The following is an 18,338-nucleotide window of genomic DNA, read 5'->3' as shown; positions in this document are numbered from 1 at the left end:
CCAGGCGCGTCAGCCGCCGCAGAGGCTGACGCGACGGATCCGGCGTCCCGGACGGGTGAACCTTCTCCGCAGCCCGAAACATGGCCTGGGCACTGGGATTCGCGATCGAACTCGCCGAAGCCGGCACGGACACGTGCCGGCGATGGGGGTAACGGGAGATGACGACGCCGGGTGATCCACGGACCTTGGTACGCAGCAGGAAGTATGTCGGGCTGCTGCTGTTGTCGGCGCTGCTCGGAGCACCGGTCGCGGCCGCCGCATACGGCTTCCTCGCACTGGTCAACTATCTGCAGCAAGAACTGTTCACGCGCCTTCCGGTCAGGATGGGCTTCGCCACCGCGCCGTCCTGGTGGCCGCTGCCGCTCCTGGCCCTCGCGGGCCTGTTCGTCGCACTGGCCATCCGGTACCTACCGGGAACCGGCGGCCACTCCCCGGCGGACGGGTTCAAGGCGGGCGGGACGCCGGCTCCGGCTGACCTGCCAGGCATCGTGCTGGCCGCATTGGCTGCCCTGTGCCTGGGCGTCGTGCTCGGCCCCGAGGCGCCGCTGATCATGCTCGGCGGCGGGCTCGCCGTGCTGGCGGGACGGCTCGCCCAGCGCGACATGCCGGCCCAGGCCGTCGCGATGATCGCGTCGGCGGGCAGTTTCGCGGCGGTCAGCACGCTGCTCGGCTCACCCATCCTCGGAGCGTTCCTCCTGATGGAGGCCTCGGGCCTGGGCGGGGAGACGCTCATCCTCGTGCTGCTGCCCGGCCTGCTGGCCTCCGGAATCGGCGCGCTCATCTTCCTCGGGCTGGACACCTGGACCGGCCTCGGCACGTTCTCCCTGTCGATACCCGGCCTGCCTCCGTTCAGCCATCTCAGCATCGCCGAGTTCGGATGGGCATTGGCCATCGGGTTCGCCGCCGCGTTCCTGGGCACGGCGATCCGGCGGCTCGCGCTGCTCGTCCGCCCGCTGATCGAAGGGCGCGCGATCATCCTCACGCCGCTGGTGGGAATCGTCATCGCCGCACTCGCCATCGGCTACGCCGAGATCACCGGCAAGAGCTCGTCGGACGTGCTGTTCTCCGGCCAGACGGCGCTGGGCCCGCTGATCACGAACGCGTCCAGCTACTCCGTCACCGCCATTGTCGTGCTGCTCGTGTGCAAGGCCCTGGCGTACGGCCTGTCGCTCAGCTCGTTCCGCGGGGGCCCCGTGTTCCCCTCGCTGTTCCTTGGCGCTGCGGCCGGCGTCGGGATGTCGCACTTACCCGGGATGTCGCTGGTGGCCGGTGTGGCGATGGGCATGGGCGCGATGTGCGCGAGCATGCTCATGCTCCCCCTCACCTCCGTCATGCTGGCGACTCTGCTGTTGCTCTCGGATGGCATTGCCGTGATGCCGCTGGTGATCGTCTCCACCGTCGTCGCATACGTCGTCACAGCCCGGCTGACTCCGCGACCCGCACCCGCGGCCGATCCCGAGGGCAGCGACGCCGGTGGAGCCGGGTAATACCCGCCGGCCTGGGAAAGAGGCGGCAACCCGTCGACGCGAACGGCTCGAGTAGACGCGGAGGAGTGTCAGCGATGTTGTCCGAAGCCGTACCCGCCGCGCTGGGCGCGGCGATTTCCCCGTCTGCTCTGCTTTTCATCGCATTCCTGCTGGTCAACCCCCATCCCCGAAAGCGGGCGTTGATCTTCCTGGCCGGTGCGGTGCTCATCACCCTGGTCGTCGGCTTTGTCGTCGTGCTGGTGTTGCAGGGCAGCGGAGTCGAGGGCGCGAAGCACCACACGGTGTCGCCGTGGATCGACCTCGCCATCGGCATCCTGCTGGTGGGCTCCGCCATGGTGATCTACTTCCGGCCGCCGCGTGGGCCCAAAGCCGCCAAGCAGCGCCGCGAACTCGGGCTGATCGGGGTTCTGGGCATCGGCATACTCATGTACACGCCGTCGCCGCTGTACCTGGCCTCGCTGCATGCCATCGCCAAGGGACACGCCAGCCTGCTGGTGACCGTGCTGAGCATCATCCTCATCGCCGCGATCTACATGCTGATGATCGAGATACCGATCATCGCCCACACCATCTGGCCCGACGCCACGGTCCGGGGTGTCACGGTCGTGAACACCTGGCTGGCAAAACACGGCCGCACCATCATTATCATCGTCGCGGCCGGCTTCGGCGTGTACCTCATCGTCTCGGGCATCGCTCACCTCGTGTGACCAACGTCCCGAGGGGAATTCACCGGTGCACCGGGTCCTCCAGCGCCGCTCGCTGCCATTCCTAGCCTTTCGTGCAGGCGCCCGCGCTCTCGAACGGTGCCGGCCGACGACTGCAACTGGCCATCGCGTCCACCGTGGCGGTCTGGTTCGACCGCTGCCGTGACGGCCCCCACGTCTGGACGGCAGACCGCGGCGTTGACGCGGGAGGAGCTCGGCAGCAGGACCAACTCCGGCACGAGCCAGGCGACGGCCGCAACCGCGATGCCGATGAGCAGGAGAGCGAGAACACCGGGTACCGCGGCGCGCATGTAGACGACGGGCCCGATCTTCCGGAACTCGTATGTCGGCGCATGGCTAATCGGCCTCGCCATACTCGCACTTTCGATTCTCGGCCTCGTACGGTTTCCGCACTGGATCTGGTCAACGCCGATCATTGCCTGCATCGGAGCACTCGGCGTCAATTACCGAAGGCGAACTGTCCCAGCGGGATGGCCCGCCGTGCTGCTCGCCGCACTCACGCTGGCGCTACTAGTCGGCGCGGGAGTGTTAACAGGACTCGCTTCCCGAGTTGCTCACTGAGACACGCACTACACCGCCTCCGCGCCAGTTCAGTGCAGCGACGCGCCCTCGACCCATAGCAGAGCATGCAGCCGTCTACGCGTCGCCCACCTGTAGCCGGGTGAATAGTGTGCAACTCCCCCTCGGACACGCACACTATTCACCCCTTTCATCGGACGGATAGTCACGTCAGCCGCAGTGGCTTCGTGGTCGTAGCAGGTCGTATGGGCTTGCGGCCTTCTCCGGTTTCGGTCCTGCGAGGGCCGTTCCCACGTCGCCAAGCGAGTCGATCGGCGCATACACCTTGGCATCGGTCGCCGTGGTCAGCTCCGGCACGTTGTCCAACTCCGCCCGCGCCGCTGCCTGCGGTCGTCGCAACCGCGTCTCGGCGTCAGCCAACCGATGCTTCGCCGTCGCTCGGTCATCGGCCAGGCCACCCGTCGCCGGTTGCGAGGCAATCAGCGCCGCTACCGTCCGATCAACATTCTCCCGGGCGAACAGTCCGCCAATCCACCCGGCTGCCTCCGCCGGAATCGCCTCCCTCAGGTACACGGTCGGCGGATGATCAGCGAGCGCCAACGAGCCGAGCGCCAGGGTTCGCGCGGGGTAGCGGTAATGGATGCCGTGGGCCCGCGGACTGCCCGCCATCTTCCGACCGCAGCCGGCGTGCCGGATGCGCCCACGGAACAGGAACGGCGGCTTGATCGTCGTCCGGGTCCGCTCGGTCGTGCGCGCGGTACGTAAACCACTCGCACCCTTCGAGCGGCGCATGAGCTGTGCCCTGGTGAAATCCTTCACAGAGATGATCTCGGGATGCGCCGGGCGCCGCGAGCGAACGACGCGGACGGGCTCGGCGCGTCGGAACCGCACGACATTGCCAGCCGAGACGCCTTCCGGGTCGAGCAATGTCTCCTGTTTCGTCCAACGGCCGAAGAACGCATAACCGGTGTAGCGCGGGTTCTCCAAAACCATTCTCACCGAACTGCCCTGCCAACCATCGACCGGACGGTGCGGATTCTGCTCCGGCCGCCGCGCGGAGGGGCAACGACTGTTCGTTCCGTGGATCGAACTTCCCGCCCAGCTCAGGCACCCACAGATCAACCCCGTATGCGGCGAACTTGGGTGCGATCAGGGAGAACTGGTTCCCGAACCAACAGCGCATCCCCCCGCTAACAACCAGGGCGTTTCACCCACGCGCAGGGTCCTTCAACGCGACCAGTAGTAGCCGGACCGCCTCGCCGCTCCGACCGCACGGACCGGGACTGGCCCACGTCGAAGTAATCCGCGACGACACGCCCACCGAGCGGCTCAGCGAACTTCTGTGCGTTGGCGAGCTGTCAACCGTGCGGCGTCTCCGGGCCCTGGTTGTCCTCGGTCGAGCAACGTCCGTAGAACCCGACCGGACCGATGCCGCGCAGCGCCGAGGACGGGCCGCGCAGGATGTTGTACAAACTGTCCACTGTGGCCTGATCCGCCTCGCCAGCGGCGTTGTGTTCGGGTGCCATTCACGGTACGCGTCGAGCTGGGCGCGCAGCTGGTCGAAGCCGAACGGCTTGACGAGGTAGTACACCGCTCCGAGGTACACGGCGTTTCGCACCGTGTCGAGATCGCGCGCGGCGGTGATCACGATGCAGTCCGGCGCCGACTCCCGCTGACGCGGGTCCCCGGTACCGGTCCGCCTAGCGCATCAGCAACGAGGTAGCCGACATCGGCTTCGCGATCTCGGCTCGGACTCGGCAAGTGGCACGCCCGGACGGCGCTGCGAGCGGCGTCGGCACACGGCTTGCGGGATTGGCAGAATGCGTTAGTCGCTGCTAACGTATTCGTGGTGACCGACCCACTCAGCGCCGCAGCGGAGCCGACGCGGCGCCGGATCCTGCAGTTGCTCGCTTCGGGGTCCCGGACGGTCTCTGAGATCGCGAGCGAGTTTCCGGTGACGCGTTCGGCGATCTCGCAGCACCTGTTGCTGCTGGCCGAGGTTGGGTTGGTCGAGGCGCGGAAGGTCGGCCGAGAACGTCACTACCGCGTGGTTCCGGATGGGCTGCGGGCGCTACAAGCCGAGATCGACCGCTTTTGGACCGATGAGTTGGATCAACTCGTCGCCGACGCGAAGAAGATGAGGGATAACGGATGACGTTCACCAAGACCGTCGTGCTGCCTGTCGGGCTCGACGAGGCGTTCGCACTTGTCACCCAGCCGGAGCGGCTGCGCCGCTGGCAGACGGTGTCGGCGCGGGTCGACCTGCGAGTCGGCGGTGCGTACCACTGGACTGTGACACCTGGCCACCGCGCCAGTGGCACTTTCAAGGAGATCGAGCCGGGCAAGCGGGTAGTCTTCGGCTGGGGTTGGGAAGGCGATGAGCTCGCGCCGGACATGTCCACGGTCACGATCACGCTCGAGCCCGTCGGTGAGAGCACTCGGATAACCCTGGTGCACGAGGGCCTGACGGCGGCGCAGGCCGCCTCCCACGCCGAGGGCTGGAACCACTACTTCGACCGCCTGCAGCGCTACGTTGCCACCGGTGACGCCGGCACCGACGAGTGGGCCTGGGCTCCCGACCCCATCGACCCTCTGATCGCGGCCGAGGCATCGCTGGCGGCGTTGCAGCCGATCTTGCGCGGCTTGCGTGACGAGGACCGGACGAGGCCGACGCCATGCGACGACTACGACTGCCACGCCCTTGCGGAGCACCTGTTCGGGTCGCTGACGACCTTGGGGGACATGGCCGGCGCGACGGTGACCCGCCCTGACGGCGGTTCGCTGGAGGCGTGTGTCTCGGAGATGACCGGCGAGGTGATCAAGGCGTGGCTGGCGCACCGCGGCGACACGATCGTCGGCGGCGACCTTCCCGCCGACACCGCCAAAACAATCCTCTCGTTGGAGCTGCTGCTGCATGGTTGGGACTTCGCCAGAGCGAGCGGCAAGACCATGAAGGTCTCCGACGAACTCGTCGCCTACGTGTCCCAGCGCGGACTCCCGACCATCGACGGCAGCCGCGAGCGCGGTGTCTTCCGCGCAGCGGTGGACGCTCCCGCTGAAGCCGGCGCATTGGACCGGCTTGCCGCATACTCGGGCCGTTCCCTGAGCTGACAAGGACGGCAAGGCCCAGGACCGACCCCAGACCCAAAAATCCCTCACAACACCAAGGAGAAGAACATGACCAACTTCCTCGTTCTCTACCGCGCCGACGTCTCGGCCGCCGAGCAGATGGCCAACGCCACCCCCGAGCAACAGCAGGCGGGCATGCAGGCCTGGATGGACTGGTTCGCCAAGGCCGGCGACGCCGTCGTCGACGGCGGCTCACCCGTGTCTGGCGACGACAAGTCCATCGGCGGCTACTCGGTCCTTCAGGCCAAATCCCGCGACGCACTTGACGCGATCCTCGAAAACCACCCCCACACCCAGATCGGCACCATCGAGGTCCTCGAGTGCCTCACCATGCCGGGAATGTGAACTAAAACAGTTCCATCGAGCGGCGCCCCGCGATCGGGGCGCCGCTCCCCCGCGCCTGCCAGGTTTGCCGCCGTCGCCGCCGAATGCGGTGGGCACCCGCAGCTGCGATGTGACAGGTAGCCTGAACCCAGCCAGCCCAGCGTCAACTCTGAGACCCGGCGGATGGCGGGCGAAAGGGTTCCGCCTCATTTCTTTGGATGTTCCCCTTGCCACAGGGGTACGAACGACCACGGCCGACGGACGCGTGTCAACGACGTTGGTGAGGTTAGTCGCGAAGGTCGTCGGTGGGACTTGGGAGTAGAACTCGTTGCCGAGATGATCAGTTCGGGTTGTTTGGCAGTGATATCGGTGATGGCGCCGGTGGTGGTCCAGCGTCCGCCGGGTAGGCAATCGGAGGCGAGGGCATCGGCGGGGTAGCCGGTGGTGCCGTACCCGGTGTCGGGCGCCGCGAAGGCGACGAGGGCCTCGGGTTGACTGGGAATGGAGTCGATCTTCGCCATTGAGTCGTGTGGCGATTGGACGAGGAATCGTTGCTGCGGTTGGTTTTCGCGACATCAGGCGCGGGTTGTGTGAGGTCTGTCCCGGCGGTGATGATCAGTCCGCAGTGCAGTGAGATCGCGCTGTTGAGGCAGGAACGAGTTGGTCGCTGGTGCCGGTGGGGGCGGTGATGTGCTGGGCGACCGGTGTCCAGACGTCGACGTCCGTCGTCTCGATCGAGAGGACCTCGGCGCAGCGAGCGCCATCCTCGCTGCGGTCGTGTGCCTTGTTTCGGCAGCCGGTCCAGATGTCGGTGTGCAAGGACCCCGGCGCGCTCTGGTGATCAGAGTCGAAGAACCATTCGCCGGTGTCGTTGCTGGACCTGGCTCGCCTCTCATCTTCGGCCAGGGCCTTCTCGTTGATCTGTACCGCCGCCGCCAGCCGTGCCGGCCGGGGTTGGGTTCGATGAAGTACGACAGGGTGACCTGCGCTCCGCCGACGCCGGCGAGAACATCGGTGGGCCAAGGCAGGTCGCGGCAGTGCATGGCGCGCATGGCGCCTCCGGCGAAGGGATGGATGGTGTCCTGCGATGAGGGTCAACGCGTCGGTGGCGCTGCGGGTGGGCCCGGGTCAGGTCCGCGACGCGCCGCTACCTCGCGCTCTGGACTCAGATCAGTCCCTGCTTGTCTATACCAAGGGGGACCGGCTCCTCCGGTATTCAGGCTATCCCGGTCATCGCGGAACAGGCTGCCTGGCTCACCGTCTTCCAGCGTACCGCTGCCTTCGCGCTTCCCCGGCGACAACGAGCGGATCGAAGGCCGCCACTACCTCGGCATGGACGTACTCGCTCGCTCCCGTGGAAGTGACTGGCCTCGGCCGTCCGTGGATCATGGAAGCGAAGCCAACTCTCGGTGGTGTACACCACGTCGGGATCGTCGTTGCGGACCGGGACCGCAGTCTCGAGTATCTGGGCACCATGTTCGGGGTCGAAGGCTGGTCTGTGCCGGACGTCGACACCGCTGAGCTCACGGACAGCAGCACGACACCAGATCTTCGAGTATCTGTCGGTGTCCTACGACTCGACAATCTGTTTCTGGAGATTATTCAGCCCCTGGATCATGAGTCTCCTCACGGTGCCTTTCTCACTGAGCGCGGCGAAGGACTGCACCACCTGGCCTTTCAGGTTCCGGTGCTGGGAGAACCCATCGGCCGGTTTGTCAACACCGACTGCTCGATCGTTTACGACAAGACATCGCCTGACTCACCGGCGCGTACGGCCAGCCTGGGAGGTGGGCCGCTCGATGGCGTGTTCGTCGAACTGATGGAGCAATCGCCGGCGGTCGACCAGTTCTGGGGAACGCTCAAAAAGCTGACGTCTGGTCAATGAGGCGGCCGAGTGGATGGCTTGACACTCCGCGCGTCTCCAGGTGGTGCGTCTGCCTACCGCGGGTGGACACGCCGAGCCTGTTCTGGGGTAACGAAAGAGCCGGGTCTCGCTGCTGGATGATCGGCTACAAAGCCGCGAGCCACAACAAGCATGTGTGACCTTGGCGGCATTGCCCAAGGTTCTACCGCAATTGGATCGTGACCGCGGAACTCGTCTCTGAACCTGATCGGAGGGACAGCGCGCCGCCGGCATTGGTGGTTCTAGTTGGTGTGTCGTACGACGCTGCGTACGAGTTCCCGCGCTGCGGGCGATGATCAGTGCTTGTTCGCCGGTGATGTCCGCGGGCCGGCTCTCGCCCGGCATCCGGATGTGGTGAGATCCGCAGCAGGAATATCTGTGCGAAGGATGTCCTCGGTCAGTGTCCGTAACTGCCGGATGCTCCCCTTGCTCGTGTATGGGGTGAACCCTTGTGAGCTACGGGATCCGGTTCGGGGAAGCACCACGCCGGCTGCTGGCAATGTCTGAATCGGTCCGTCGTGCAATCGTTGAGCGAGGTCGTGGCGCTCTCGCTCCGGCGCGGACAGCGCGCTGAGAGCTGACCGCTTGCCTTGCCTTCCGCACGGTGGCAGCACCGACAATGTCACCGTCCACAATAGAGGCATCTGCCTCGCGGCGTCCAACCCACCTCAGCCAGCGGTAGCCCGCCGTGGGAACGAGGATCAGCGCGGCGAATAGCACGATCGACCGTTCAACGTCGTCGCGGTCAAATCCCCCACCGCGGACGTCGCGACCACGGCCGCCCAATAGAACGATTCCCGGCGGACCGTGTTGATTCCATGTACCGACAGCGTTCGCTCGACGCCAAATCAGCGTGCAAATACGACGATCAAGACAATACAATAGAAACCAGCAGATAGAACATATGGAACATTGAATCCAACATGCGGCACGCCCACCGTCGTCGTCCCAAAAGCGCCGACCATGGCCAAGGCGAACCAATACGCCCAGGCCGTGCCCGGCGACGGCGGCAAGGCCACCTCGATCTGCATCCCCCGCGACGACTACGTCGACCTCGACGGCTGCCCCGACAACCAGTGCAAAGGCAAGATCAAACAGGCCTATGGGCTGCCGTTCGACGCCAAGGCCAAACAACTGGCCGCACAGGGTGCGACGAACACCGCACAGCGCGAGCAGCAGGCGCGTGAGGCCGGGCGCAAGGCGGAGATCGACACCGTGCGCCAATTCCTCGGCGGCGTCACTATCGACCACTTCGTCGAAGTCGCCCTGGTGGCGTTCTTCCAGATCGCGCAAGTGGTGCAGCCCGTGACGGTGTGCGTCAACGAGGACACCCAGGACAGCTACTCCGGCACGAACTTCCACAAAGGACAGAAACAGATCAACGCCGAACAAGCAGTGACGTTCGGCCGCCAGCGCCGTGACAACGTCCATCCGTCGCTGAACTTCACCGACCTGGACCGGGAACGCCGCCAGCAGGCGTTCATCGCGTCACTGGCCTACCAGCTCAAGCAGGCAGGCACGTTCACCGAACGTGCCAAACTCCAAGGCAACCTGACCGTGGCCAAACAAAACACCGCCGTCGACGCCAACCTCGACCTACTCTTGCTCGCCCGGCAGGCATTCAACCTGACCAGTGGCAACGTCACGTTCGTGACACTGCCGATCGACCACTTCGGCAAGGACCCGATCGGCGAGGACGTCAACATCGTCAACCTCGCCCAGGTTCGCGCCACCGTGTCCCAACTGCTCGGAACAAGCGGAAACAGTGGCAGCACCTCCACGGCGGCTACGCCGGCTGCGTCCAGCGGTCCATCGGCCACAGTAGACGTTATGAACGCCACCAGCCGTAACGGCTTGGCCGTGCAGGTCCAGCAACTACTGGCGGCGCAGGGCTACAGCAAGGGCCACCTGAGCACCGACTCACACCATCTGTCCCGTTCCACGGTGTACTACGGCAGCAACGCGTCGACGGCGGCGAACGCAATCGCCGGCGCCCTGGGCGGGCTCACCAGCGCAGCCGACACCGACGTCCCGGCCGGACACGTACGCGTGGTTATCGGCGCCGACGTCAGCCCACCCGCGCCGAACCACGTGTCGAGCACGCCCAGCACCCCGCCTCCCTCCACTCCGGACACGGCCAACGCGCTGTCCGCACTGAGCGGCGGCGGAATCCCCTGCGTGAAATAGAGATCCACAATGGACGATATGGCGCAGCCACTACCCGCACCGATTCGAGGTCTGCCATGACCGGCGCGACCGCCGGCAGCGTGTTCGACCTGCGTGTATCCCATTGCCTCGGCGTCCCCTTCGCCAGCGCCTACATACTGGGCGGGCTGGCCGCGGTGGGAGCGTCGGCACGATCCGATTGCTGTGCCGCCCATCGCGACAGCGGGGTGGCACGTTCCCCGTCGGGCGTGACGACGGTCTCTGACACTCGGGGTGTAACACCTGACGGGCGAGGGCGTATGGTTACTACGGATTTTGTGAGTGGCACCTCGTTCGGTGAGGCGTCTTCACGGATACAGGCCACTGACCCGACGACGTCGAGAGACGCCCAGGTTCAGGACACCTCTCCCCGGCCTAAGGGGTGAGGCCAAGTGGCTTCCCACTCCGGGTGGGATTACGCCGTGAAGTGCCAAAGCTCTGACGAGTTGGGGTGAACCGGCCTGTTCGGGCCGGTGCCCCTTGCCGCGCCGACACGACACCGCTGCGGGTGTCCCGGCCGGAAGGAGGCGAGAGACATGGATTGCAGTTGTAGTAGTCCGGGCCACAGTCGGCCCCTGCCCCGCCTGTCCTCACATCCTTCCGGCATGCGGTAACCACTTTCCCAACGCGTGCACCCCGCCGAGGCAACACCGACGCCTGGGCAGGTGTCCTTGTGCTGCAACGGGAAAACCCGGCTGCCCATGCCCCTGCCCTCCCCCAGTTGCTGGGGGCTAGGAGGCTTGTCATGATCGCCACCACCGAAACCACGCGCCCCGCTGTGCTGGACGAGGCCCACGTCGGCGACATCCGCGGCGCGCTGGGCACCATCCGCGTGGACGACACCGGCGCCCGCCGTGGCCTGTCCGCCAAGCTCAAGACACTGCTGGCCATCGTGGGCCCCGGCTTGATCGTCATGGTCGGTGACAACGACGCCGGCGCGTTCGCCACCTACGGCCAGGCCGGCCAGAACTACGGCACCCACCTGCTGTGGACGCTGCTGTTGCTGGTCCCGGTGCTCTACGTCAACCAGGAGATGGTGCTGCGCCTCGGCGCCGTCACCGGCGTAGGGCACGCCCGGCTGATTCTGGAGCGGTTCGGGAAGTTCTGGGGTGCGTTCAGCGTACTCGACCTGTTCCTGCTCAATGCCCTGACGCTGGTGACCGAGTTCATCGGGATCACCCTGGCCACCGGCTACCTGGGCCTGCCCAAGATCGCGTCCGTCGTGGTGGCTGGGGTGATCATCGTCGCCTCGGCGTTCACCGGGTCGTTCCGCCGGTTCGAGCGGATCGCGATCACGCTGTGCGCGGCGTCCCTGCTGCTCGTGCCGATCTACTTCCTGGCACACCCGTCCACTTCGGACATGCTGGCCGGGTTCGTGATTCCGACCCTGCCGGGCGGCGCGGGCGGCCTGTCGACCGTGATGCTGCTGATCATCGGCATCGTCGGCACGACAGTCGCGCCGTGGCAACTGTTCTTCCAGCAGTCCTACGTCATCGACAAGCGCATTACGCCACGATTCATCCGTTACGAGAAGGTCGACTTGTGGCTCGGCATCGCGATCGTGATCATCGGAGCGGCGGCAATGATGGGCCTCGCCGCGGCGGCGTTCGCCGGCACCGGCGGGTTCGGCAACTTCGGTGACGCCGCCGGGATCGCGCATGGCCTGGCTACGCGCGCGGACAAGCTCGCGGGGGTGCTGTTCGCGATCGCGCTGCTCGACGCTTCCATCATCGGCGCCTTCGCGGTGTCGTTGTCCACGGCTTACGCGATCGGTGATGTGCTGGGCATGAAGCATTCGCTTCACCGCGGCGTCCGCGGCGCGAAGGGCTTCTACGCCGTCTACGCCGCACTGGTTGCCGCCGCCGCGGCGATCGTGCTGATCCCCGGCTCCCCGCTCGGCCTGGTGACCGAAGGCGTGCAGACCCTGGCCGGGGTGCTACTGCCGTCCGCGACGGTGTTCCTGCTGTTGCTGTGCAACGACAACGAGGTGCTCGGCCCCTGGGTCAACGGCCGCAGGACCAACCTGTTCACCGCCGCCGTCGTCGGGGTGCTGGTCATCCTCTCGATCGTGCTCACCGCGTCGGTGCTGTTCCCGGACATCACCGCCGGAACCATCCTGGACATCATGGGCGGCTGCGCCGCGATCGGTGTGCTGGCCGGCGGCTTCGTCGCGTTCCGCCGCAAGGGCACCGCGCAACTGATCGATCGGTCCGGGCGTGCGCACTGGCGCATGCCAGCACTGGACACCCTGGCCCGCCCGGCCATGTCCGCCGCCCGCCGCATCGGCATGAGCGCCCTGCGCGGCTACCTCCTGATCGCGATGATCCTCGTCGTCGTCAAGCTCGTGGGTGTAGCCCTCAGCCGCTGACGACGCCCCAGCGGTCGTGCCCGCACGCTGTGCGAGTTAGGCAAACTAACGGCCAAATAAGGATTGGCTACCTTATCTTTCACGCGCTTCGCATCTAAGGTAAGGCAAACCAACCTACGCCTGGGTTTGCTGGAGGAGTTGCGCGTGTGGGCCGATAGTGTGCCAAATCTGCTCATCGGGCTGCGGGAGGGGCTGGAAGCCGGTCTGGTGGTCAGCATTCTGCTGGCCGCCCTCAAGCGCACAGGTGCCAAGACCTCACCGGCTCCGATCTGGCTGGGCGTACTGGTGGCCGCGACGCTCGCGGTCGGTTTCGGTGCGGTGCTCACGTTCTCGCGCGCCGCGCTGTCGACCACCGCGCAGGAGGCCTTCGGCGGGACACTCAGCCTGATCGCGGTCTGCCTGGTCACGGCGATGGTGTTCTGGATGCGACGGACCGCACGCGGCCTGTCCGGTGAGCTGTCCGCGAAAGTCAGCGGCGCCGTACAGATCGGCGCCGGCGCGCTCGCGCTGACCGCCTTCCTCGCCGTCGGCCGGGAAGGCCTGGAAACCGCGCTGTTCCTGTGGACCACGGTGCAGGCCGCCGGTGAGTCCACGGCGCCGCTGATCGGCGCGGCGATCGGCATCGCGATCGCGGTCCTGCTGTGCTGGCTGCTCTACCGCAGCGCGTTCCGGCTCAACCTGGGCGTGTTCTTTTCGCGCACCGCTGTGCTGCTCATCGTGATCGCTGCCGGGGTGCTCGCCTACGGTCTCGGTGATCTCCAGGGCGCGGGCGTGCTGCCCGGCCACAGTTGGCTCGCCTTCGACCTCACCGCCACGGTCTCGCCGGACGCGTGGTGGGTCACCCTCATCCGGGGTGTGCTGAACCTGACGCCCAGCATGACCTGGCTGCAGGTGGTCGCCTACCTTGTCTATCTGGCTGTCGTGCTGACCGCGTTCTTCCGCAAGCCCAAGACCGTCGCGGAAAAGCCGGTCACCGAGGAAGTCGAGGCCGAGCCGGGCACGCCCCGGGTGCGCAAGCGGTGGATCGTCGTCACCGCCGCGATCGTGGTGCCGTTGCTGGCGGCCGGGGTGTTCGCACTGGTGGTCCCGTCGTCTCAGACGAGTAACGCACAGGTCACCATCACCGCCTCGGCCTGTGCCCCGGACTCCGGTTCCCTCACCGCGGGGCAGCAGCAGTTCACCATCGTCAACAAGTCCGGACGCTCCGGCGAGATCTATCTGATCCACACCAGCGACGGCGGGGTCATCGGCGAGATCGAGGGCATCGCGCCCGGCACCCAGCGGAGCATGCCGGTCAACCTGACCGCCGGCGAGTACGCGTGGCGCTGTGTGATGTCCGGAGTGCCCGTGCAGACCTCGGCGACGCTCGCCGCCACCGGCGCCGGCGGGCTCGCGCTGCCCGCAGTGCTGCCGGTACGCGATGGGGACCTCGACGGCCCGCTGAAGCAGTACCAGGACTACGTGACGCCGCAACTGTCCACAATGGCCACCCAGGTGGACGCCCTGCGAGCCGCGCTGTCCGGCGGGGACGTCGGAGGCGCCAAAGTGGACTGGCTGCAGGCGCAGCTCACGTGGGAACGTGTCGGTGCGGCCTACGGCAGCTTCGGCGACCTCGCCGACGCCATCGATGGGCAACCGAACGGCCTGGCCGACGGGGTCAACGACAAGGACTTCACCGGTCTGCGGCGTATCGAATACGGCCTGTGGCACGGCCAGAGCGCCGCCGACCTGGCGCCGATCGCCGATCAGCTGGGCCAGGATCTGGCCACGCTGCGGCAGAAACTGCCGGCGATCACCGCCGATCCGGCCGATCTCCCGATACGCGCGCACGAGATCCTCGAAGACGCGTTGCGGGACAAGCTCTCCGGCAACTCCGACCAAGGTGCCGGCTCCGCCTACCAGGAGACACTCGCCGACGTCGAGGCCACCCGGGTGGTGCTCGACGAGCTCACCCCGCTCGTCAATGCGCGCCGCGCCGGGCTGGTGGCTGCCGCGAAAACGGACCTGGACACGCTCGAGGCCGCGCTCAACGCCACCACCGCGAGCCCGCGGACCGCGCCACCCGCACAACGTCAGCGCGTGAACGCGGCCATCGGCCAAGCGCTGGAAACCCTGGCGCCCATTCCCGATCTGCTGGAAATCCGGCACGCCTGACCACGGTGATCAAGACGGTTACGAGGAGCACGACGATGACACTGAGCAGGCGCAGGTTCCTGCAGGGCACCGGGGCAGGCGTCGCGGGCAGCGCGCTGACGGGCGGGCTGATCGCCGCGGGCGCACACGCGGACGCCACCTCGGCAACGGGCGCGCAGCAAGCCCTCGCGGAAGTCGTCGACTTCCATGGCGAGAACCAGGCCGGCGTCTTCACCCCACAACAGCGCGCCGCGGCCTTCGCCGCCTTCGATGTGACCGCCACCGACCGCGCCACGCTGACCGACCTGTTGCACACCCTCACCGACCGGGCACGCTTCCTGACGGCCGGCGGCACTGCGGTGGACCTCGGCGTGGGCTCGCCACCGTCGGACAGCGGGGTGCTCGGCCCGATACTGCCCGCCGACGGGCTGACCGTGACCCTGTCGGCCGGCGCCTCGCTGTTCGACGATCGGTACGGGCTCGCGTCGGCCAAACCGGCCAAGCTCACCGCGATGAAGACGTTCCCCGACGACTCGCTCGACCCGAAGTGGTGTCACGGCGATCTGATGCTGCAACTGTGCGCGAACAATCCGGACACCGTGCAGCACGCCCTGCGGGACATCACCAAACACACCCGGGGCGCGATGCAACTCCGGTACCGGATGAACGGCTTCTCCTCACCACCACGGCCATCCGGCACACCACGGAACCTCATGGGCTTCAAGGACGGCATCTCGAACCCTAGCGCCGCGGACAACCTGATCTGGGTGACGGCGGGATCAGGCGAGCCGCCGTGGGCAACCGGCGGCTCGTACCAGGTGGTGCGGCTTATCCGGATGCTCGTCGAGTTCTGGGACCGGGTGTCGATCACCGAACAGGAGAAGATGTTCGGCCGCAAAAGGGACACCGGCGCGCCGCTGGACGGGGCGGGTGAGTTCGACACCCCGAACTACGCGGCCGATCCGGACGGCACCACGATCCCACTCACCTCACACATCCGGCTCGCCAACCCACGCACCACCGACACCGCGGCCAGCCGCCTGCTACGCCGAGGCTACAACTACGACCTCGGCACCGACCTCAACGGCAACATCGACGTCGGCCTGATCTTCTGCTGCTACCAGCAGGACGTCGAGCGCCAGTTCGAGACCGTCCAAAGCAGACTGAAGGGCGAGCCGCTGGTCGATTACATCCAGCCCTATGGCGGTGGCTACTTCTTCGCCCTTCCCGGCGTGCGCGACACCGCCGACTGGTATGGCCGTGGCCTGCTCACCTGACCCGCGCCGTCCATCGGTTACGGGATCCGCTGGTAGAGCGTGAGGGCGGCGGCGAGGCCTGCGATGGACATGATGGTGCCGAGGACGAACCACGGTTTGCTGGCGTCGGTGCGCTGGGTCTCGTAGCCGATCTGGTGGCCCAGTGTCGTGTAGATCTGGTGGAGCGTGTCCGTGTCGGGCGCGTTGTACCAGTGTCCGCCCGACAGCGCGGCGATTTGTTGCATGGTTTGGGGTTCGGCTGGTACCGCGACAGGGTGGCCGTCGATGGTGACGGTGGCTTCGGGGCCGGTGGTGCCGACGGAGATGGTGTCGATGCCGATGCCGGCGTTCTTGCAATCCAGCGCGGGCCCGCCGGAGTCGCGGCCGGTGTTCTGCGCGCCGTCGGACAGCAGCACGATCCGGGTGGGCGGCGGGCCGTTGGGGCCGGCCATGAGCTGGTTGATCTCCTGGGCGGCGTTGCAGGCGGCGGTGAGGGCTTCTCCGGTCGCGGTGGAGTCGGCGAGTTTGATGCGCTGGACGGCTTGCAGGACCGGAGCCCGCTGGGTGGTGGGCTGGACATCGACGGTGGCGGTGCCGGCGAAGGTGACCAGGCCGAGGTCGATGCCGGGCGGCAAGCCCCGGGTGAAATCACTGGCCGCGGTTTCGACCGCCGCGAGCCTACTGGGCTTGACGTCGGCGGCGGCCATCGACAACCAGTCGTCGATGACGAGGACCACAGTCCCACGGTCGCGAGGGACTTGCGCGTCGGCGGTCGGGCCGGCAAGCGCGATCACGAAGATCGTGAGAGCGAGCAGCGAGAATATCGCTGGCAGATGCCGTGCCCAGGACCGCGTCTCAGGAGACGTGACGCGGTCGAGCAGAGCGAGATTCGCGAAACGCAGGACACGCCGACGACGCGCACGCTGCGCAAGCCGATAGCCGACGGCCAAAGCCGCGACCACGGCCAGCAGACCGAACCAGGCGGGTGTGGTGAAGCCCTGCAGCGCCATAGCCGGCTCAGTTTGACCCGCCCACGGGTAAGACGGTCGTGAGGCGGCGATGACCGATAAGGAGATCGTCGTCCCACACGAGTCGCATGATCGTCCATGTCATGCGCCTCCTTGCCAGCCGCGTGATCGCGGCACCTCCCCGTCTGATGTCGTCGAGGTCGGTTTCACGGCGCTCGTACCGCCGCGGCGCGTGGTGCGGCAGGCCGTTTTTCGAGTCCGACGACCCGTCGACCAAGCACTCCACGAGGCCGGAATCGCGTCCTCTGGCCAATCTGGCGGTGCACGTCGAAAAGGTATTCGCCGATCGATGCGTGATGTCGGCGGCGAGCTCGCTGCCCGGCGGCGGGTTCGTCCACACCACGGGCCGGCACGCGGCCGCTGCAAGTCGGACTGTTTCGCCGCACATCGGCAGAAGCCTGGCTGCCCGACCCGATGGCAATGGCCGACGCCCGTCGTGTGGTCTGGGATATTCGCGCTGTCCGGGGTGTGAGGATCACCGGAAGAGGTAGTTGTTGGCGTGCAGGCACACCTGGCTGACCGGTTGCCAGCCGTCGCACCAGGCGTACATGCGGTAGCCGCGGGAGGTCAGCCATTGCACGACGTCCTCGGGGGTGTGGGCGTACCGGTCGATGTGCCGTGCTTCGATCTCGATGAGCATGGTTGGCCGGAACGTGTCGATGGTCTTCTCGCCGCCCCGCAGGACGTGGAGTTCGCCGCCTTCGACGTCGATTTTGACGAAGTCGAGCCGGGTCAGGTCCAGATCGGCGCGGAATCGGTCGAGGGTTTTGGTGTCGACGAGCATGTCGACGTGGTAAAGGTATTCGGCGTTGGACCCGACGCCATTGGTGTTCCAGTCGAGAAAGGCCCGGCTGGTAGCCGCCCCGTGGCGGTCGAAGGGGACCCGCATCGCTGCTTGGCCGGTTTCGGCACCGAGTGCGAGGACGTGTCGGGTGACGTTCGGCCGTTCCCACGCGCCCAGCACCCGCGTCCACAATGGATGGGAGAAGGGCAGCGGCTCGATGCTGTGCACGGTCCCGGCCGGCCCGACCAGTTGGGACAATGTCTGGCTGTACAGGCCGGCGGCCGCGCCGACGTCTAGGCACACGTCACCCGGGCGGACCAGCCCACGCAGTGTGTGCAGCTCGGTGTCCAGGAAGCGTGTCCGGCGGGCAAGCATGGTCGTCGTCGTGGTGGTCAGGGTGGATCGGTCGAGTCGGAGCATCGGTTCCTCGGGCAGTCGGGTCGACGTCAGGACGCGGGCCACGATGCCGGGTGCGAG

Annotated in this window: 14 protein-coding genes and 1 riboswitch; of the genes, 10 read left to right on the top strand and 4 right to left on the bottom strand. The window is 66.9% G+C overall.

Annotated elements, in window-relative coordinates; genetic code table 11:
- Positions 1–158 precede the first annotated feature (158 nt).
- Together LOZ83_RS20080 and LOZ83_RS20075 are read left to right on the top strand one after the other, a co-directional pair.
- Positions 159–1,487 (top strand): chloride channel protein, encoded by a 1,329-nt coding sequence (locus LOZ83_RS20080; RefSeq protein WP_236792391.1) that lies wholly within the window; start codon positions 159–161, stop codon positions 1,485–1,487.
- Between the two features lie 74 nt (positions 1,488–1,561).
- Positions 1,562–2,194, top strand: a complete 633-nt coding sequence (locus LOZ83_RS20075; protein ID WP_236792390.1) for a GAP family protein — start codon at positions 1,562–1,564, stop codon at positions 2,192–2,194.
- Between the two features lie 747 nt (positions 2,195–2,941).
- On the opposite strand, the gene LOZ83_RS20070 is transcribed toward LOZ83_RS20075, so the two are convergent.
- Complete coding sequence (locus tag LOZ83_RS20070; protein ID WP_236792389.1) at positions 2,942–3,724, bottom strand: recombinase family protein; 783 nt, start codon at positions 3,722–3,724, stop codon at positions 2,942–2,944.
- 365 nt (positions 3,725–4,089) lie between these two features.
- Entirely contained in the window at positions 4,090–4,257 is a 168-nt protein-coding gene (locus LOZ83_RS20065) for a hypothetical protein (protein ID WP_236792388.1), read from the bottom strand.
- Between the two features lie 323 nt (positions 4,258–4,580).
- Between LOZ83_RS20065 and LOZ83_RS20060 the strand changes: the two genes are divergently transcribed.
- The 8 genes from LOZ83_RS20060 (at position 4,581) to efeB (ending at position 16,070) form a co-directional block, all read left to right on the top strand.
- The gene (locus tag LOZ83_RS20060) at positions 4,581–4,886 is read left to right on the top strand and encodes a helix-turn-helix transcriptional regulator (protein ID WP_236792387.1); all 306 of its coding nucleotides are present in this window, start codon (positions 4,581–4,583) and stop codon (positions 4,884–4,886) included.
- Positions 4,883–5,842 carry a TIGR03086 family metal-binding protein gene (locus LOZ83_RS20055; RefSeq protein ID WP_236792386.1) on the top strand — a complete coding sequence of 320 codons (960 nt, stop codon included), beginning with the start codon at positions 4,883–4,885 and terminating at the stop codon, positions 5,840–5,842. Before LOZ83_RS20060 ends, LOZ83_RS20055 begins: the two co-directional genes overlap by 4 nt.
- 66 nt (positions 5,843–5,908) lie before the next feature.
- Positions 5,909–6,205: a YciI family protein gene (locus LOZ83_RS20050; RefSeq protein WP_236792385.1), complete on the top strand. Its 297-nt coding sequence runs from the start codon at positions 5,909–5,911 to the stop codon at positions 6,203–6,205.
- Between the two features lie 1,333 nt (positions 6,206–7,538).
- Positions 7,539–8,069, top strand: a complete 531-nt coding sequence (locus LOZ83_RS20045) for a VOC family protein (RefSeq protein WP_236792384.1) — start codon at positions 7,539–7,541, stop codon at positions 8,067–8,069.
- A 981-nt stretch (positions 8,070–9,050) separates the two neighbouring features.
- Complete coding sequence (locus LOZ83_RS20040; RefSeq protein WP_236792383.1) at positions 9,051–10,274, top strand: LCP family protein; 1,224 nt, start codon at positions 9,051–9,053, stop codon at positions 10,272–10,274.
- 300 nt (positions 10,275–10,574) lie between these two features.
- Positions 10,575–10,750, top strand: a riboswitch (M-box (ykoK) riboswitch).
- A 287-nt stretch (positions 10,751–11,037) separates the two neighbouring features.
- On the top strand, positions 11,038–12,660 hold the full coding sequence (locus LOZ83_RS20035) for an NRAMP family divalent metal transporter (protein ID WP_236792382.1): 1,623 nt from the start codon (positions 11,038–11,040) through the stop codon (positions 12,658–12,660).
- Between the two features lie 144 nt (positions 12,661–12,804).
- Positions 12,805–14,814: an iron uptake transporter permease EfeU gene (gene efeU / locus LOZ83_RS20030; RefSeq protein ID WP_236792381.1), complete on the top strand. Its 2,010-nt coding sequence runs from the start codon at positions 12,805–12,807 to the stop codon at positions 14,812–14,814.
- A gap of 35 nt (positions 14,815–14,849) precedes the next feature.
- Positions 14,850–16,070 carry an iron uptake transporter deferrochelatase/peroxidase subunit gene (efeB, locus tag LOZ83_RS20025; RefSeq protein ID WP_236792380.1) on the top strand — a complete coding sequence of 407 codons (1,221 nt, stop codon included), beginning with the start codon at positions 14,850–14,852 and terminating at the stop codon, positions 16,068–16,070.
- A 17-nt stretch (positions 16,071–16,087) separates the two neighbouring features.
- Here efeB and LOZ83_RS20020 read toward each other — a convergent pair whose 3' ends face one another.
- Together LOZ83_RS20020 and LOZ83_RS20015 are read right to left on the bottom strand one after the other, a co-directional pair.
- A complete protein-coding gene (locus LOZ83_RS20020; protein WP_236792379.1) occupies positions 16,088–17,059 on the bottom strand; it encodes a VWA domain-containing protein in 972 nt (323 codons plus the stop codon).
- 493 nt (positions 17,060–17,552) lie between these two features.
- Complete coding sequence (locus LOZ83_RS20015) at positions 17,553–18,281, bottom strand: FkbM family methyltransferase (RefSeq protein ID WP_236792378.1); 729 nt, start codon at positions 18,279–18,281, stop codon at positions 17,553–17,555.
- Positions 18,282–18,338 lie beyond the last annotated feature (57 nt).

Origin of the sequence: Amycolatopsis sp. GM8 (assembly GCF_021653975.1) — a bacterium.
Lineage (GTDB): Bacteria > Actinomycetota > Actinomycetes > Mycobacteriales > Pseudonocardiaceae > Amycolatopsis_E.
Note: the sequence above shows the minus strand (reverse complement) of the source record. Positions and strands in the feature narration are given on the sequence as shown.

What these genes read in the sequence shown, in the direction of transcription:
- LOZ83_RS20015 (WP_236792378.1), bottom strand. Translation starts at nt 18,281, where the DNA reads ATGCTCCGACTCGACCGATCCACCCTGACCACCACGACGACGACCATG.
- LOZ83_RS20055 (WP_236792386.1), top strand. Translation starts at nt 4,883, where the DNA reads ATGACGTTCACCAAGACCGTCGTGCTGCCTGTCGGGCTCGACGAGGCG.
- LOZ83_RS20050 (WP_236792385.1), top strand. Translation starts at nt 5,909, where the DNA reads ATGACCAACTTCCTCGTTCTCTACCGCGCCGACGTCTCGGCCGCCGAG.
- LOZ83_RS20065 (WP_236792388.1), bottom strand. Translation starts at nt 4,257, where the DNA reads ATGGCACCCGAACACAACGCCGCTGGCGAGGCGGATCAGGCCACAGTG.
- LOZ83_RS20075 (WP_236792390.1), top strand. Translation starts at nt 1,562, where the DNA reads ATGTTGTCCGAAGCCGTACCCGCCGCGCTGGGCGCGGCGATTTCCCCG.
- LOZ83_RS20040 (WP_236792383.1), top strand. Translation starts at nt 9,051, where the DNA reads ATGGCCAAGGCGAACCAATACGCCCAGGCCGTGCCCGGCGACGGCGGC.
- LOZ83_RS20080 (WP_236792391.1), top strand. Translation starts at nt 159, where the DNA reads ATGACGACGCCGGGTGATCCACGGACCTTGGTACGCAGCAGGAAGTAT.
- LOZ83_RS20020 (WP_236792379.1), bottom strand. Translation starts at nt 17,059, where the DNA reads ATGGCGCTGCAGGGCTTCACCACACCCGCCTGGTTCGGTCTGCTGGCC.
- LOZ83_RS20035 (WP_236792382.1), top strand. Translation starts at nt 11,038, where the DNA reads ATGATCGCCACCACCGAAACCACGCGCCCCGCTGTGCTGGACGAGGCC.
- efeB (WP_236792380.1), top strand. Translation starts at nt 14,850, where the DNA reads ATGACACTGAGCAGGCGCAGGTTCCTGCAGGGCACCGGGGCAGGCGTC.
- LOZ83_RS20070 (WP_236792389.1), bottom strand. Translation starts at nt 3,724, where the DNA reads ATGGTTTTGGAGAACCCGCGCTACACCGGTTATGCGTTCTTCGGCCGT.